7 protein-coding genes, 1 tRNA gene and 3 pseudogenes are annotated in these 16,361 nt (G+C 71.2%); 6 read left to right on the top strand and 5 right to left on the bottom strand.

What is annotated here, in order from left to right; all coding sequences use genetic code 11:
- The first annotated feature begins 93 nt into the window (after positions 1-93).
- The 3 genes and pseudogenes from pepN to ACEXOX_RS13990 all read left to right on the top strand — a co-directional run bounded on the left by pepN (position 94) and on the right by ACEXOX_RS13990 (position 6,305).
- On the top strand, positions 94-2,682 hold the full coding sequence (gene pepN, locus ACEXOX_RS14000) for an aminopeptidase N (protein WP_406520890.1): 2,589 nt from the start codon (positions 94-96) through the stop codon (positions 2,680-2,682).
- Between the two features lie 403 nt (positions 2,683-3,085).
- Positions 3,086-4,782 (top strand): annotated as a pseudogene (locus tag ACEXOX_RS13995) (pyridoxal phosphate-dependent decarboxylase family protein).
- Positions 4,779-6,305: a lysine N(6)-hydroxylase/L-ornithine N(5)-oxygenase family protein gene (locus tag ACEXOX_RS13990; protein ID WP_406520889.1), complete on the top strand. Its 1,527-nt coding sequence runs from the start codon at positions 4,779-4,781 to the stop codon at positions 6,303-6,305. Before ACEXOX_RS13995 ends, ACEXOX_RS13990 begins: the two are co-directional and overlap by 4 nt.
- A 118-nt stretch (positions 6,306-6,423) precedes the next feature.
- Here ACEXOX_RS13990 and ACEXOX_RS13985 read toward each other — a convergent pair whose 3' ends face one another.
- Positions 6,424-8,229, bottom strand: a complete 1,806-nt coding sequence (locus ACEXOX_RS13985; RefSeq protein ID WP_406526340.1) for a bifunctional metallophosphatase/5'-nucleotidase — start codon at positions 8,227-8,229, stop codon at positions 6,424-6,426.
- Between the two features lie 235 nt (positions 8,230-8,464).
- Here ACEXOX_RS13985 and ACEXOX_RS13980 point away from each other — a divergent pair.
- A pseudogene (locus tag ACEXOX_RS13980) lies at positions 8,465-9,174 on the top strand (SIMPL domain-containing protein).
- 146 nt (positions 9,175-9,320) lie between these two features.
- Positions 9,321-10,757 carry a pyruvate kinase gene (gene pyk / locus ACEXOX_RS13975; protein ID WP_406520887.1) on the top strand — a complete coding sequence of 479 codons (1,437 nt, stop codon included), beginning with the start codon at positions 9,321-9,323 and terminating at the stop codon, positions 10,755-10,757.
- A 22-nt stretch (positions 10,758-10,779) separates the two neighbouring features.
- On the opposite strand, the gene ACEXOX_RS13970 is transcribed toward pyk, so the two are convergent.
- From ACEXOX_RS13970 to ACEXOX_RS13960, 3 genes are all read right to left on the bottom strand, one after another.
- Positions 10,780-11,553 (bottom strand): transcriptional regulator, encoded by a 774-nt coding sequence (locus ACEXOX_RS13970; RefSeq protein WP_406520886.1) that lies wholly within the window; start codon positions 11,551-11,553, stop codon positions 10,780-10,782.
- Positions 11,554-11,574: 21 nt separating this feature from the next.
- Positions 11,575-12,348 carry a helix-turn-helix domain-containing protein gene (locus ACEXOX_RS13965; RefSeq protein WP_406520884.1) on the bottom strand — a complete coding sequence of 258 codons (774 nt, stop codon included), beginning with the start codon at positions 12,346-12,348 and terminating at the stop codon, positions 11,575-11,577.
- Between the two features lie 109 nt (positions 12,349-12,457).
- A tRNA-Leu gene (locus ACEXOX_RS13960) sits at positions 12,458-12,530 on the bottom strand.
- Between the two features lie 99 nt (positions 12,531-12,629).
- Between ACEXOX_RS13960 and ACEXOX_RS13955 the strand changes: the two genes are divergently transcribed.
- Positions 12,630-13,319 (top strand): ANTAR domain-containing response regulator, encoded by a 690-nt coding sequence (locus ACEXOX_RS13955; RefSeq protein WP_406526339.1) that lies wholly within the window; start codon positions 12,630-12,632, stop codon positions 13,317-13,319.
- A 47-nt stretch (positions 13,320-13,366) separates the two neighbouring features.
- Here the strand turns inward: ACEXOX_RS13955 and ACEXOX_RS13950 are convergent.
- Positions 13,367-16,330, bottom strand: a pseudogene (locus ACEXOX_RS13950) (BTAD domain-containing putative transcriptional regulator); the annotation flags it as partial.
- Between the last annotated feature and the right edge of the window lie 31 nt (positions 16,331-16,361).

The following is a 16,361-nucleotide window of genomic DNA, read 5'->3' as shown; positions in this document are numbered from 1 at the left end:
CGGAGCACCCGCCGAACACGCCCGGGACCCGGCCGGGCCGGGAAAATCGCGGGTCGAGTGCGCGGTGTCAGTGCCGTACGGCAGCATGAGGACATGCCCGCACTGACGCGCGACGAGGCGCAGACCCGAGCCCGACTCCTCGACGTCCACCGCTACGCGATCGACCTCGACCTCACCCACGGCCCCGAGCACTTCGTGTCCCGCACGGCCGTCCGCTTCAGTGCGCGCACCCCGGGCGACACCTTCATCGACGTCGCACCGCACGAGCTGCGCTCCGCCACCCTCGACGGCCGCCCCCTCGACCCGGCCGCCCTCGACGGCAACCGCCTGCCGCTCACCGGCCTCACCGAAGGCGACCACGAACTCCGCCTCGAAGCGACCATGCCCTACTCCCGCACCGGCGAGGGCATGCACCGCTTCACCGACCCCGCCGACGGCGAGACCTACGTCTACACCCAGCTGTTCCTGGACAACGCCCAGCGCGTCTTCGCCGCCTTCGACCAGCCCGACCTGAAGGCCGTCTTCGAACTGGGCGTCACCGCACCCGACGGCTGGACGGTCCTCGGCAACAGCACCGTCACCCGCCAGGACGGCGAGACGAACCACGTCGTCCTCGCTCCCACCCCGCCCATCAGCACCTACCTCGTCGCCATCGCGGCCGGCCCCTGGCACACCGTCCGCACCGAACACGCCGGACTGCCCTTCGGCATCCACTGCCGCGGCTCCCTGGCCCCCCACCTGACCGCGGACGCCGAAGAGATCCTCGACATCACCCGCCGCTGCTACGACCGATACCACACCCTCTTCGACGAGCCCTACCCCTTCGACTCCTACGACCAGGCGTTCGTCCCCGAGTTCAACATGGGCGCCATGGAGAACCCCGGCCTGGTCACCCTCCGCGACGACTTCGTCTTCCGCTCCGCCGTCACCGACACCGAACGCCAGTCCCGCGGCATGGTCATCGCCCACGAGATGGCCCACATGTGGTTCGGCGACCTCGTCACCCTCGCGTGGTGGGACGACATCTGGCTCAACGAGTCCTTCGCCGAGTACATGGGCTACCAGGTCCTCTCCGAGGCCACGCACTACACCGACACCTGGACCGACTTCGGCATCGCCCGCAAGAGCTGGGGTTACGACGCCGACCAACGCCCCTCCACCCACCCCGTCGCCCCCGCCCCCGAGGACGTGCCCGACACCGCCTCCGCCCTCCTCAACTTCGACGGCATCTCCTACGCCAAGGGCGCCTCCGCCCTGCGCCAGCTCGTCGCCTGGATGGGCGAGAAGGACTTCCTCGCCGGCATCAACGACCACATCTCCCGCCACCGCTTCGGCAACGCCACCCTTGCCGACTTCGTCGACTCCCTCGCCCAGGCCACCGACCGGGACGTGCACACCTGGGCCGCCAGCTGGCTGCGCACCACCGGCATCGACACCCTCACCCCCGTCGTCGACACCGCGCCCGGCGGCGGCTGGACCCTGCGCGTCGACCAGGACGGCAGCCGCCCCCACCACCTCACCGCCGGCCTGTACGACCGCGACCCCACCGACCCCACCCGCCTCGTCGCCCGCGACCACCTCGCCTGGGACATCCCCGCAGCGGCACCCCAGGACCCCGGCACCACACCGGCCGAAGGCACCGCCCCCACCGGCACACGGGACGGCGCCCCGCAGCGCCTCCACACCGTGCCCGGCCCCCGCCCCGCCCTCGTCCTCCTCAACGACGGCGACCTCACCTACGCCAAGGTCCGCCTCGACCCCACCTCCTGGGACACCGTCCGCACCGCCCTCTCCGGCCTGCCCGACGCCCTCACCCGCGCCGTCGCCTGGAACGCCGCCCGCGACATGGTCCGAGACGGCGAACTGCCCCCCACCGCCTACCTCGACGCCGCCCGCGCCCACCTCCCGTACGAAACCGACATCGCCATCGTCTCCGGCGCCCTCGCCTTCGCCCGCACCCAGATCGCCGACCGCTACCTCCCCGCCGCCGACCGGCCCGCCGCCCTGAACACCCTCAGCACCATCGCCCGCGACATCCTGCGCCGCACCGAAGGCTCCGAGAACGGCGACGGCCAAGGACTGCGCCTGGCCGCCGTCCGCACCTTCATCGACAGCGCCACCACCCCCGACGGCATACAGGACTGGCTCTCCGGCGGCAGCGTCCCCGGCGGACCCGCCCTCGACCCGGAGCTGCGCTGGCGCATCCTCGGCCGGCTCGCCGTCCTCGGCGCCACCACCCCCGCCGCCATCGAGGACGAACTGGCCCGCGACCCCAGCGCCACCGGCCGCCAGGGCGCCGCCACCTGCCACGCCGCCCTGCCCGACCCCGCCGCCAAACAAGCCGCCTGGGACGCCCTCTTCGCCACCGACGAGCACACCGACCTGTCCAACTACCTCTTCAACGCCACCGCCGCCGGCTTCTGGGCCCCCGAACAGCTCGATCTCGTACGCCCCTACGTCACCCGCTACTTCCCCGAAGCGGTGGCCCTCGCCGCCCGCCGCGGCCCCGCCCTCGCCGACTCCGCCGGCCGCTACGCCTTCCCCACACCCTGCGTCGACCCGGCCACCCTCCACCTGGGCGAGGAGTGCCTGCGCACCGCCGACCCGTCCCCCGCCCTGCGCCGCAAGCTCATCGACCAGCTCGACGACCTGAGGAGGGCGCTGCGGGTACGGGGCGAGTGACGGCACCGTGCGAGGGGGCGGGCCCGGCCGGGCCCACGGGTTCGGCCGGTTCGGTGGATTCGTTCGGTGGATTCGTTCGGTGGATTCGGGTGGGTCGGCGGATTCGGGTGGCCCGGTGCGGCCGGTGGGTTCGGTGGGGCCGGCGGATCCGGTGGACCCGGTGGACCCGGTGGGACAGCCGGGGGAGCGACGGCGGGATGACGGCCGCCGAGCCCACCGGGCCGCGCCCCTACCCACCCCCGCCCCAACCCCTACGGACTGCATAGCAGGCAATACGATCACCGCCGCCCCGCCCAGCGCATGGGTACCCCTTTCGGGTTGAGCTCGCCCAGCTCGGCAGGTACGCCACCCGGCCCCGGACAGTCTGTGGTGTGCCCGCTGTCGCGCACCCGAAGGACCGCCCATGAACACCCCGCCCCTCGCCGGCGGAGCCGCAGGCCCCGATGCTCTGCGGCCCCTCCTCGGCACCGTCCTCGACGCACTGCGCGACGGTGCGGAAGCCCGGGGCGGGCCCCTGCCCGCCGGGGGCCCCGGCCGCGTCGCCGCGCGGCTGCGGGAGGTCACCGGGCCCGTCCTTCCCGAGACCGGCCGCGGTCCGCACGAAGCACTGCGCGCCCTCGTCCACGCCCTGGCCGAAGGCGCGGCCGACCCCGCCGACCCGCACTGCGCGGCCCACCTGCACTGCCCGCCGCTGGCCCTCGCCGCCGCGGCCGACCTGGCCGCCGCCGCCCTCAACCCGTCCATGGACTCCTGGGACCAGGCCCCCGCGGCCTCCGCCCTCGAAGCCCGCACGACCCGCGAACTCGCCGCCCTCGTGTACCCGTACGGACCGGACGACCCCACACATCCGTACGGGCCCGGCGGCCCCACTCACCTGTACGGAGCCGGCGGCCTCACGCCCCCGTACGGACCCGGCGGTCCCACGCCCCCGTACGGACCGGATGGCCCCACGCCCCCGTACGGGCCGGACGGCCTCACACCCACATACGGACCCAGCAGCCCCCACGCCCGTACGGACACAACAGCCCCACGCCCCCATACGGACCCGGCGCCCCCGTCCATCCCTACAGGCCCGACACCCCCACGATCCCCGGACGTCCGCACGAGGACGAACAGCCCGACGCCCTCGTCACCACCGGCGGCACCGAGGCCAACCAGCTCGGCCTCCTCCTCGCCCGCGAACACGCCCGTACCCGCCACTCCGAGCCGTTGCGCGTCGTCTGCGGCGCCAACGCCCACCACAGCATCCACCGCGCCGCCTGGCTCCTCGGCCTCCCCGAACCCCTCACCCTGCCCACCCCCGACGGCATCCTCGACCCCCACACCCTCCACACCGCCCTCACTGACCTCCGTCACCCCGGCAACCCCGGGGGCCCCGCCGTCCCCGTTCTCGTCTGCGCCACCGCGGGCACCACCGACACCGGCGCCATCGACCCGCTGCCCGCCCTCGCCGACCTCACCCGCACCCACGGCGCCCGTCTCCACGTCGACGCCGCGTACGGTGGCCCGCTCCTCTTCAGCACCACCCACCGCGCCCTCCTCGACGGCCTGCACCGCGCCCACACCGTCACCCTCGACCTGCACAAACTCGGCTGGCAACCGGTCGCCGCCGGCCTCCTCGCCGTCCCCCGCACCGCCGACCTCGCCGCGCTCACCCACCGCGCCGCCTACCTCAACGCCGACGACGACACCGAAGCCGGCCTCCCCGACCTCCTCGGCCGCTCCCTGCGCACCACCCGCCGCCCCGACATCCTCAAAATGGCCGTCACCCTCCAGGCCCTCGGCCGTACGGGCCTCGCCGACCTCGTCGACCGCACCCTCGCCGCCGCCCGCACTCTCGCCGGCCTCATCGACGGCCACCCCGCCTTCGAACTCCACTCCCACCCCACCCTCAGCACCGTCCTCTTCCGCCCCACCGGCGCCGACGACACCACCGTCGCCACCATCCGCCGCCGCCTCCTGCACCACGGCCGCGCCGTCCTCGGCCGCGCCGCCACCCCCACCGGCCTCTGGCTCAAGGCCACCCTCCTCAACCCCTACACCACCACCGACGACCTCGCCTCGCTCCTCAAACTCGTGGAAGGCCACACCCCCCGATGAGCACCACCCCCCACCCCGAAGCCATCACCCTCCAACTGCCGTCCCCGGACCCCGGACGCCCCGCACACACCGGCCTCCACGCCACCGTCACCCGGCCCCCCGCTCCCGAACCCGCCACCACCCGGCCGCCCACCGACCCCGACACACCACTGGACCTCGCCGGCATCGGCATCGGCCCCTTCAACCTCTCCCTCGCCGCCCTCGCCCAGCCCCTCACCCACCTGCGCACCGCCTTCTACGACCAGCGCCCCGCCTTCCGCTGGCACCCCGGCCTCCTCATCGAGGACGCCACCCTCCAAGTCCCCTTCCTCGCCGACCTCGTCACCCTCGCCGACCCCGCCAGCCCCTGGAGCTTCCTGAACTACCTCAAGCACCGGGAACGCCTCTTCCCCTTCTACTTCGCCGAACGCTTCCACATCCACCGCGCCGAATACGACGCCTACTGCCGCTGGGTCAGCGAGAACCTCCCCGGCCTGCACTTCCGCCACCAGGTCGACGCCGTCCGCTGGAACAGCGACCGCGCCTCCTTCGAAGTCGACTACACCGAGCTGGGCGAGGACGGCGAAGCCGAAGCCCTCGGCCGCACCCACGCCCGCAACCTCGCCCTCGGTATCGGCACCGTCCCCCACGTGCCCGACCCCCTCAAACCCCTCGTCGACGCCCCCGCCGTCCCCGTCCTGCACGCCGCCGACTACCTCGCCCACCGCGAACGCCTGCTGACCGCCGACCACATCACCGTCGTCGGCGCGGGACAGTCCGGCGCCGAAGTCTTCCTCGACCTGCTGCGCTCCCGCCCCGCCGGCCGCGAAGGCCTCCACTGGCTGGCCCGCACCGCCGCCTTCGCCCCCATGGAATACAGCAAACTCGGCCTCGAACACTTCACCCCCGACTACACCCGCTACTTCCACGCCCTCCCCGAACCCGTACGCGACCAGCTCCTCCCCGGCCAGTGGCAGCTCCACAAGGGCATCGACCACGCCACCCTCGCCGCCATCCACGACGAGCTCTACCGTCGCACCCTGCACGGCGGCTGGCCCGACGCCACCCTCACCCCCGGCGTCACCGTCCGCACCGCGGGACGCGTCGGCACCACCAAGGTCGAACTCCATCTCGACCACCCCCACCAGGGCGCCCGCTCCCGCCTGACCACCGACGCCGTCGTCCTCGCCACCGGCTACCGCGAAGGCCGTACCGACACCCTGCTCGCCGCCCTCGACCCCTACATGCGCCGTGACGCCGCCGGACGCCCCCGTATCGACGCAGACCAGCGCCTCCTCCTCGACCCTTGCGTCAACGGCTCCGTCTACGTACAGAACGCCGAACACCACACCCACGGCGTCGGCACCCCCGACCTCGGCCTCTCCGCCTGGCGCAGCGCCACCATCCTCAACTCCCTCACCGAGAGCACCACCTACCCCCTCCCCTCCCGCACCGCCTTCACCACCTTCGGCCTGCGCCCCTCCCCGCCCCGCAACCTCACCGACATCCCCCGCCCCAACTCCACCCTCATCGAAAACCCCTGACCCACCCGGCCCAGGCTCCACCCCGATGGACACCTGGGCCGTCGCACACCGCGCCGGGCCAGCACACCCCGGGCTCAGAACACCGGCACTCCGTCCCGGGCCAGCACACCCCCGTGGGTCAGAACACCGGCACCCCGTCCCGGGTCAGCCGCCAGTCCTCGGACGCGAATCGCGCCGGGTCGATCTCCCCGGTCTCCTTCACCCACCCGATGATCACATTCCGGATCTCCTCCGACGTCGACCACACCTGCGGCGCCTTCGCCACATGCGGGTAGTTGCCGCCGCCGCTCGCCCGGTAGTTGTTCACCGCCAGCACGAACCGCGCGTCGTCCGCCACCGGCTTCCCCTCGAACGACAGCTTCCCGATCCGCCGCCCCGGCTCCCTCGCGACGTCGATCTCGTACGACACACCGCTCACCGCGTCGTAGTTGTAATCCGGAATGCCGTCCGCATTCGTCAGCTTCGCCGGATCGACCGGACCGCCCGCCGGCGTCCGCACGTAATACCGCGCGGAGAACTCCAGATACTCCCGCAGCTGCTTCCCGGTCAGCACCCGCGCCTCCAGCGTATTGTCGAACGGATACAGCGCGGCCATCGACCGGATCGTCACCGCACCCGCCGGAACCGCCGCCGACCGCGAGAAACACGAAGCCTGCGACAGCACCGGCAACGTCGCGTACTCACCACCGGCCAACGCCTTTCGCACCGCCTCCGCCTGCACGAACGCGATGAAATCCAGCACCGGCGTGTCTTTGTACGGCGCCTGCGCCGCGGTCATCTCCGCCTTCGACCGCCCGATGACCTGATTGACGTACGCCACCACCTTCCGCTGCTCGGAACGCAGCAGCCGAGTGATCCGCGAATCCTCCGGCACGGTATTGGAATTCAGCACCTTCGCCGACACCGACTCCACCGACCAGCGCCCCCGCGACCGCACCAGCTCGAAGTCGAACAGGGTCAGCCGCTGCCCCCACTTCAGCGGCTCCGACAGCACCACCGCGCGCCCCGACTCACGATTCACCACCCGCCGCTCCGGCACCTCCACATGCGCGTGCCCCACCAGAATCGCGTCGATCCCCGGCACCCGCTCCGCCACCAGCGCCGCCGCGTTCTCCACATGCGGCAGCTGATCCCCGTACGACGACGTACCGCTCGTCCCCGAATGCGCCGACACGATCACCACGTCCGCGCCCATCGACCGCAGCTTCGGCACCCACTTCGCCGCCTGCTCCGCCAGCCCCGGAAACGCCAGCTTCCCCTGCACATGCGCCCTGTCCCAGATCGCGACCCCCGGATTCGTCAGCCCCAGCACCGCCACCTTCACCTGACCACCGCACGGCGTACGGAGCCGCTTCATCCAGTACGGCGGAAAAGCCGGCCGCAACGACTTCGCGTCCACCGCGTTCGCCCCCAGCAGCGGGAAGTCGCAGTGCTCCTCGAACTTGCGCAGCACCTTCAGGCCGTAATTGAACTCGTGATTGCCGAGCGCCGCCGCGTCATAACCGATGGCGTTCATCGCCTTCGCCATCGGATGCACCGGACCGTTCGGACCCGTGATCGGATCGACCTTCGCGTAGTAGTACGCCAGCTGCGTACCCTGAATCGTGTCACCCGCGTCGATCAACAGCGTATTGCGGGCACCCTTCTCCTCCCGGACCCGCCGCACCAGCGTGGAAATCTTCGCCAGCCCCACATCGTTGTGGTCCTTGTCGTCGAATTCCGCGTCGGCCGCGTAATCCCAGTTGAAGACATTGCCGTGCAGATCCGTGGTCCCCATGACCGTGAAGGCGTAACGCCGCGCGGGCCGCGCCCCGCCGCCGGACACCGGTGCGGCCGCCGCCGACGGCGCCCCCGTACCGATGAGCGCGGCCCCCGCGCCCGTGGCGACCGAACTCCCCAGGAACTTCCTACGGCCGAGCGGCATGAACATCTCCTTCGACGGAACACGGCGGCGGCGGGCAACGGCGACGGCCCCGCGGCGTAAACCGCCGGGACCGTCGCCCACCGCGACACTCCTGCCACCGCAACACTCATGGACAACGCGCGTAGATTCTGGCTCAGCAGCCCCGCCCGCAACAGTCCCCACAGGTTGCGATCAGATGACCGCCCACCCCGGCCCCTCCCTGACAAACGCCCCACCCCGTGCCAGGCTGCCCCCCATGACCGACCCCGACACCCGGCCCGCCGCCCACCCGTACGGCACCCCCGACGCACCCCGCCTCGCCGTACGCGGCGAAGCCCGCATCGAGGCCGACCCCGAGATCGCCCGCATCGACATCACCGTCCAGGCCCGCGGCACCGACCGCACCACCACCCTCAACGACCTCACCCACCGCAACGACCAGGTCCTCACCCTCGTCAAGAGCTACGGCGACGCCGTCGAGAAACTCGACACCGGCGCCTTCTCCGTCACCCCCGAAATTACCGCCAAAGGCCGCCACGAACGCGTACGCGCCTATCACGGACGCGTCCGCGTCACCGCCACCCTCGCCGACTTCACCGCCCTCGGCGAACTCACCACCCGCCTCGCCGACCTCGACCTCACCCGCGTCGACGGCCCCTGGTGGGCCCTGCGCCCCGACTCGCCCGCCCACCGCGAAGCCCGCCGGCAGGCCGTGCACGAAGCCGTCCAGCGCGCCCGCGAATACGCCGAAGCCCTCGGCGCGCGCCTCGACGCCGTCCTCGAACTCGCCGACACCGGCGCCGACGACGCCACACCGATGCCCGTACCCGGCGGCGCGTTCCGCTCCGTCGCCTACGGGGAGCGGCCGCGGCCGAAAGCGCCCCCGCCCTCGACCTCGAACCCGCGCGCCAAGAGGTGTACGCACAGATCAACGCCCGCTTCACGATGACCCGCCCCACCCTGTGACCCCGAGCGCCACCACTGGCACTTATCCGCTCATAGGAGCACCGGCGCGCGCATTCAACTACTTGTCAAGAGCCTTTCACATAAAGGCCGTTGGGCAGTCACTTCCCCACAGTTCCCTACCTATGAGTAGGTCGTAGGGTCGAACCATGCGCCGAGCAAAGATCGTCTGCACACTGGGACCCGCCACCGACTCGTACGAGCAGATCAAGGCACTCGTCGAAGCCGGCATGGACGTGGCCCGCTTCAACCTCAGCCACGGCACCTACGCCGACCACGAGGCGCGGTACGAGCGGGTACGCAAAGCATCCGAGGAGACCGGCCGCAGCGTCGGCGTCCTCGCGGATCTTCAAGGTCCGAAGATCCGACTCGGCCGCTTCCGCGAAGGCCCCGTACTTCTCGAACGCGACGACGCCTTCACCATCACCGTCCGCCCCGGCGTCCAGGGCGACCGCCACTGCTGCGGCACCACCTACGAAGGCCTCGCCGACGACGTCACCCCCGGCGAACGCATCCTCGTCGACGACGGCAAGGTCACCCTCCAGGTCACCGACGTCCGCGACACCGAGGTCCACACCAAGGTCGTCGAAGGCGGCATGGTCTCCGACCACAAGGGCCTCAATCTCCCCGGCGTCGCCGTCTCCGTCCCCGCCCTCTCCGAGAAGGACTGCGAAGACCTCCGCTGGGCCCTGCGCATCGGCGCCGACATCATCGCCCTCTCCTTCGTCCGCAGCGGCGACGACATCGACGACGTCCACCGCATCATGCGCCAGGAGAACTGCTTCCGGCCCGTCATCGCCAAGGTCGAAAAACCCCAGGCCGTCGACGCCATCGACGCCATCGTCGCCGCCTTCGACGGCATCATGGTCGCCCGCGGCGACCTCGGCGTCGAAATGCCCCTGGAAACGGTCCCGATCGTCCAGAAGCGCGCCATCAAACTCGCCAAACGCAATGCGAAGCCGGTCATCGTCGCCACCCAGATGCTCGACTCCATGATCGAGAACTCCCGGCCCACCCGCGCCGAAGCCTCCGACGTCGCCAACGCCGTCATCGACGGCACCGACGCGGTGATGCTCTCCGGCGAGACCAGCGTCGGCAAGTACGCCACCGAAACCGTACGCACCATGGCCCGCATCGTCGCCGCGGCCGAGGAGGACATCCTCACCAAGGGCCTGCCCCCGCTCACCGACCGCAGCAAACCCCGCACCCAGGGCGGCGCCGTCGCCCGCGCCGCCGCCGAGATGGGCGACTTCCTCGGCGCCAAGTTCCTCGTCGCCTTCACCCAGTCCGGCGACACCGTCCGCCGCCTGTCCCGCTACCGCTCACCCATCCCGCTCCTCGCCTTCACCCCCGAACCCGCCACCCGCTCCCAGCTCAACCTCACCTGGGGCGTCGAAACCTTCCTCGGCCCCAAGGTCGACTCCACCGACGAGATGGTCGCCCAGGTTGACGAAGAACTCCTGCGCATCGGCCGCTGCGAACGCGGCGACGTCGTCATCATCACCGCCGGCTCCCCGCCCGGCGTCGCCGGCTCCACCAACCTCGTCCGCGTCCACCGCATCGGCGAGGACGACTCCCCGGAGTAGCCCGCCACCCGCGGACACCGCTTCAGTACTTGGGCCCGACGTGTGCATCCATCAGCTCCACGGAAGCACGGCGGGCCACCGAGACATTCTGCGCGCGACGACTGTGACGGGCCTGCCGCCAGGCCACCCCCACCGCGTCCAGCGTGTCCGTACAGAGCCGGACGATGTCGGCCGAGGCGTTGGTGAAGAAATACCGCGGATACTCGTACCGCTTGCGCACGCCGCCTACGAGGCGGGTCGCCCAATTGGTGATCCGGCAGCCGTCGGAGTGGAAGAGGCCGCGAATGAATTCCCAGGGGTGAGCGTCGACGATGCGCTGCTGCCAGGGCTCCAGAACAATCGGACGGTCGTGCTTCTTACCGGGCCCGTGCTGGGGGAACAGGCAGGGCCAGTGAGCGCTGTAACAGGACACCATGACGCAGCCCTGCTTACGCACCAGGCAGACGCTGTTGCCGGTCCCCGCTCGGAGCACCGCCGCACGACAAGCGTCGATGAGGCCCGGCCACGCATCCGCACACGCGATCCGCATGACGAAGCCGCCGTGCGGGTGCGGACTGATGCAGCCGTCCCCCAGGTAGAGCCCGAGCAGATACGCGTACGCGGCGGCATCGGCGGGCGGCCGCGGCTCACTCGCACACCGCACGCACTCCGTCCTCGGGCGGGCGAGAGGTTCCAGCCTGACGCGCCACTCGCGCATCGCCGACCGCGATATCCCGGTCTCCTTGCTGACGGAGTTGAGGCTACGCCCTTGGGCCAGGAGGGCGAGGGCGCGTTTGCGGGTGGGGATGTCGTACATGGCCGAGTCCGCCTTCAGAGATCAGTACTTCGGGCCGATGTGGATGTCCATGAGGGCTACGGAGGCACGCTGCGCCACGGAGATGTTGAACGGGTCACCGAACTTCCGGGTGATCTTCCATTCGATGCCCACGGCCGTCAGGGTGTCGGAGCAGATTTTCAGGATGTCCTCGGACTTGTTGGTGAAGAAATAGCGGGGGTATTCGTACCGCTTGGACTGACCGCCGACGAGCTGCGTGGTCCAGTTGGTGACCCGGCATCCGTCCGAATGAATCAAGCCGCGGATCAGTTCCCACGGATAGGCGTCGACGATCTCCTGTTGCCATGACTCCAGGACGATGGGCCGCTCGTGCTTCCTGCCGGAGCCGTGCTGGGGGAAGAGGCACGTCCAGTGCCGGGTGTAGGACTTCACCTCCACGCACCCCGTCTTCTGGCGTCGGCCTGTGGACGGCATGGCCATCACTTTGCGCATGGCCTCCTCGGCCTCGTCTACGAGGCCGGGCCAGGCATCACCGCAGTAGACGGACAAGTGGTGCTGTTTCGTTTTCGAGACGATGTGGCCGTCGCCGAGATAGAGGCCGAGTAAGTATGCGTAGCCCCTGCGGTCGAAGGGCCGGGGTGCGCAACGGGGGCAGTCGTGGGCGCGCTCGAACGGCTCGCCACGGCGCTTGCGGTCTTCGTGGCGCCACCAGCCGACGGTTCCGCGCGGGACGTCGAGTTGCTGCGCCACCATGCGATTGGTGACGCCCTGCCGAAGGAGCTCCAGGGCTCGTTGACGCGTATCAAGGTCGTACATGAATACGAGCTTGGCGGGATGTCTGCCCGAGCGGGCTGATTCGCTGCTGCGTTCACCGCGTAGAGTGAAGATCGCCAACCGGCGGGTCGCCTTCGAATCGAAGGTGAAGTGCCCTGGGTGGGATTCGAACCCACGCTGTCGGTGGTTTGAGCACCGTGTCTCTTCCGCTGGACTACCAGGGCTTACCTTGAAAACCAAGGCTAGCGGAGACCCGCCGTGCCTCAAACATACAGGAGATAGGTAGGCTCATGGGGCACCACCTGCCTGGAACGAGGAGACCCGTGAGCGCCGCCGAGCCCGAGCAGCCCGTCGCCGAGGACGATCAGTCGCATGTCCCGCCGCAGACCACGCGTGTGGTCATCGCCGAGGACGAGGCCCTCATCCGTCTCGATCTCAAGGAGATGCTGGAGGAGGAGGGGTACACCGTCGTCGGCGAGGCCGGGGACGGGGCGAAAGCCGTGGAGCTGGCCCGGGAGCACCGGCCGGACCTGGTGATCCTGGACGTGAAGATGCCGATCCTCGACGGGATCTCCGCCGCCGAGAAGATCGCCGAGGAGAGCATCGCCCCGGTGCTGATGCTCACCGCGTTCTCGCAGCGCGAACTGGTGGAGCGGGCGCGGGACGCCGGGGCCATGGCGTACCTCGTCAAGCCGTTCAGCAAGAGCGACGTGGTGCCGGCGATCGAGATGGCGGTGAGCCGGTTCACGGAGCTGAAGACGCTGGAGAAGGAGGTCGCCGACCTCACCCAGCGCCTGGAGACCCGCAAGCTGGTGGACCGGGCGAAGAGCGTTCTGCAGACCCAGTACGGGCTGACCGAGCCGGCCGCCTTCCGCTGGATCCAGAAGACGTCGATGGACCGCAGGCTGTCCATGCAGCAGGTCGCCGAGGCGGTCATCGAGGACGCCGAGGAGAAGAAGCAGCAGAAGGAACAGCAGAAGGACAAGGACAAGAAGGTCAAGGAAGGCGAGTAGCGGTCAGGGCTGGCGCGCGGCGGCGGGGTGCGCGGTGCCGGGAGGCCGAGCAGGGCGCGTACGTCGTCGGCCTCGGGGGCGCGCAGCGTCGTGAAGAGCCGTAGCGCCTCCTGCCAGGCGACGTGCGCGCGTTCCGGCCGGTCGGCTGCCCGCAGGGCGTGGCCGAGGGTGACGAGGACTTTGGCGCGTCGCCAGGTACCGCCGTTGATCCGGAGTGCGCTGAGGGCGGTTTCCGCGTGGCGTGCGGCTTCGAGGGGCTGCCCGGCTTCGAGGCAGGCTTCGGCGAGCCGGTAGAGGGCGAGACCGGCCCACAGGCTCTGGCGTTCTTCGTGGAAGAGCGCCAGAGCTTCGGTGTACCTGGACCGTGCCGCGTCCAGCCGGCCGGCTGCGGCTAGGGTGAGGCCTGTCGTGTACAGGCCGTGTGCCAGTCGGGCGGAGGCGCCGAGGTCGCGGTGGTGGCGGAGGGCACGGTCCGCGGCGGCCAGGGCTTCCTCTTGCCGTCCGAGTCCGAGCAGGGCGCGCGCCTGGTAGGCGAGTACCGCGGCTTCGCCGTACCGGTCGTCGTCGCGCCGGAAGGCGTCGAGAGCCTGGGTGAAGTGCGTGAGGGCGTCCCCGTGGCGGTGGGCGGTGAGTGCTTCGACGCCGCGGAGGTTCAGGGCTCGGCCGCGTACGACGGGGTCGTCGGCGAGCTGTCCGAGGGTGAGGGCCGCGCGGGACTGGATCTCGGCTTCCCGGAAGCGTCCGAGCCGGGCGTGGGCGCGGCTGAGGAGGAGGCGGGCGCGGGCTTCGGTGGTGGTGTCTCCTGCTTCGTGGGCGGCTTCGGCGAGGGGGTGGGCGGTCTGCTCGTACTGGGGGAGGAGGACGGAGGGGGCGAGCAGGTCCTGGGTGAGGAGGAGCAGGTCGGTGGCGGGGCGCAGCTCGTGGGGGCTGCGTCCGGGGGTGGTGGCTTGCCGTGCGGCTGCCAGGAGGTTGTGGCCCTGGGTGAACACCCAGTCCAGTGCGGCGTTGCGGCTGGTGAACACGGTGCCGGGCCGAGTGGCCGGGGTGAGGTGGTCGAGGAGTCGGTCGCCGGGGCATTTGAGCTGGTGGGCGTCGGTGGCGGTGGCGAGGTAGTGGTGGAGCAGCCGGGTGAGGGCTGCCGAGCGCGCTTCCGGTGGGTGCTCGTCGCGTTCGGCGCAGGAGCGGGCGTAGAGGCGTACGAGGTCGTGGAAGCGGTAGCGGCCGGGGGCGGCGGTCTCCAGGAGTGAGGTGTCGACGAGGGATTCGAGGAGTTCTTCGGTGCTGCTGGTCCCGTCGATGCCGCTGGTCTCGTCGGTGTCGGTGTCCGTGCCCGTGTCGAGCAGGGCGGCCGCCGCGGGGAGCGAGATGTCCGGGCCGTCGGCGAGGCCGAGGAGGCGGAAGGCCCGTGCCTGCCGTGGTGTGAGCAGTCGGTAGGTGGATTCCAGGGCGGCTGCCACGGCGAGGTCACCGGCACGCAGTTCGTCGAGTCGGCGGCGTCCGTCGGCGAGTTTGGCGGCGAGGGTGGAAACGGTCCAGGTGCGGCGGGCGGCGAGCCGGGCGGCGGCGATGCGGATGGCGAGCGGCAGGTGGCCGCAGGCGTGGACCACCTCCCTGGCGGCTTCGGGTTCGGCGGCGACACGCTGTTCGCCGACGATCCGGGTGAAGAGGGTCACGCCCTGGGCCGGGCTCATGACGTCGAGGTCGACGAACCGGGCGCCGGCGAGGTCGACGAGGCGGGAGCGGCTGGTGACGAGGGCCGCGGAGCCGTCCGTGCTGGGCAGGAGGGGACGGACCTGGGCGGCGTCGTGGGCGTTGTCGAGGAGGACGAGGACGCGGCGGTCCGCGAGGAGGGCGCGGTAGCGGGCGGCGCGTTCGTGGGTGCCGTCGGGGATGTCGGGTTCGTGGGTGCCGAGGGCGCGGAGGAAGGCGCCGAGGACGGTTGCGGGGTCGGTGGGGGTGTGGGTGGCCTGGAGGTCGGCGTAGAGCTGGCCGTCGGGGAAGCGGTCGCGGGCGAGGTGGGCGACGTGGACGGCGAGGGTGGTCTTGCCGACGCCGGGAGGGCCGCTGATGGCCGCGATCGGTGTGAACAGCCCGTCGGTGGGGGTGAGGTGGTCGCGCAGGTGGGTCAGGGTGGTGTCGGGGGCGACGAAGTCCGGGACGGTGGCGGGCAGTTGCAGGGGGATGACGGGGGCTGGTTCGTCGGTGTTCCGGGGCGCTGGGGGGCCCAGTTCGGGGTCGGCGGTCAGGATGCGCTGCTGGAGGTCGGAGAGGGCGGGGGCGGGGTCGACGCCGAGTTCGTCGGCGAGCAGGCGGCGGGTGTCGGCGAAGACGGCGAGTGCTTCGGCCTGCCGGCCGCTGCGGTACAGGGCGAGCATGAGGAGTTCGCGGAGGCGTTCGCGCAGGGGGTGGGCGGCGGTGAGCGCGGTGAGTTCCGAGACGGCTTCGGTGTGGTGGCCGAGTTCGAGGTCGAGTTCCAGGCGCGTCTCCGTGAGGGACAGGTGCCATTCCTCCAGGCGGGTGCGCTGGTTCTCGGCGTAGGGCCCGGGGAGGCTGGCCAGCGGTTCGCCGTCCCACAGGGCGAGGGCGGAGTCCAGGAGGCGGCGGGCCGTGTGGCGGTCGCCGGCGGCGCGGGCGTTCTCGGCTTCGGCCGCGTACCTTTCCGCGTGATCGAGGTCGAGGTCGAGTGGCTGGTCGCGCAACCCGCGCAGTGCGTAGCCGCCGGATTCGGCGACCATCATGTCCGCGTGTGCTCCGAGTGATTTGCGGATGCGTGAGGCGTAGGTGCGCAGTGCCGCGAGGGCGGCGTGCGGTGGTTCGTCGCCCCAGAGGGCGTCGACGAGTTCGGCCGCGGTGGCGGCCCGTCCGCCGCGGAGCAGCAGGAGGGCGAGGAGGGCGCGTTGCTGCGGGGATCCGGCCGCGAGTGGTGTCGTGCCGCGCCAGGCCCGTACGGGTCCGAGGACGGTGAAGCGGACGGAGTCCTGGTGGGGGCCGGGTGTGCTGCGGCTCGGCAGGGAGCGGGGGAGGGGGGCGCGGTGTCCGGAG

The organism is Streptomyces sp. Ac-502, assembly GCF_045222935.1.
Classification (GTDB): domain Bacteria; phylum Actinomycetota; class Actinomycetes; order Streptomycetales; family Streptomycetaceae; genus Streptomyces; species Streptomyces monomycini.
Note: the sequence above shows the minus strand (reverse complement) of the source record. Positions and strands in the feature narration are given on the sequence as shown.

Coding starts and splice junctions, on each gene's coding strand:
- pepN (WP_406520890.1), top strand. CDS start 94: ATGCCCGCACTGACGCGCGACGAGGCGCAGACCCGAGCCCGACTCCTC.
- ACEXOX_RS13990 (WP_406520889.1), top strand. CDS start 4,779: ATGAGCACCACCCCCCACCCCGAAGCCATCACCCTCCAACTGCCGTCC.
- ACEXOX_RS13985 (WP_406526340.1), bottom strand. CDS start 8,229: ATGCCGCTCGGCCGTAGGAAGTTCCTGGGGAGTTCGGTCGCCACGGGC.
- pyk (WP_406520887.1), top strand. CDS start 9,321: ATGCGCCGAGCAAAGATCGTCTGCACACTGGGACCCGCCACCGACTCG.
- ACEXOX_RS13970 (WP_406520886.1), bottom strand. CDS start 11,553: ATGTACGACATCCCCACCCGCAAACGCGCCCTCGCCCTCCTGGCCCAA.
- ACEXOX_RS13965 (WP_406520884.1), bottom strand. CDS start 12,348: ATGTACGACCTTGATACGCGTCAACGAGCCCTGGAGCTCCTTCGGCAG.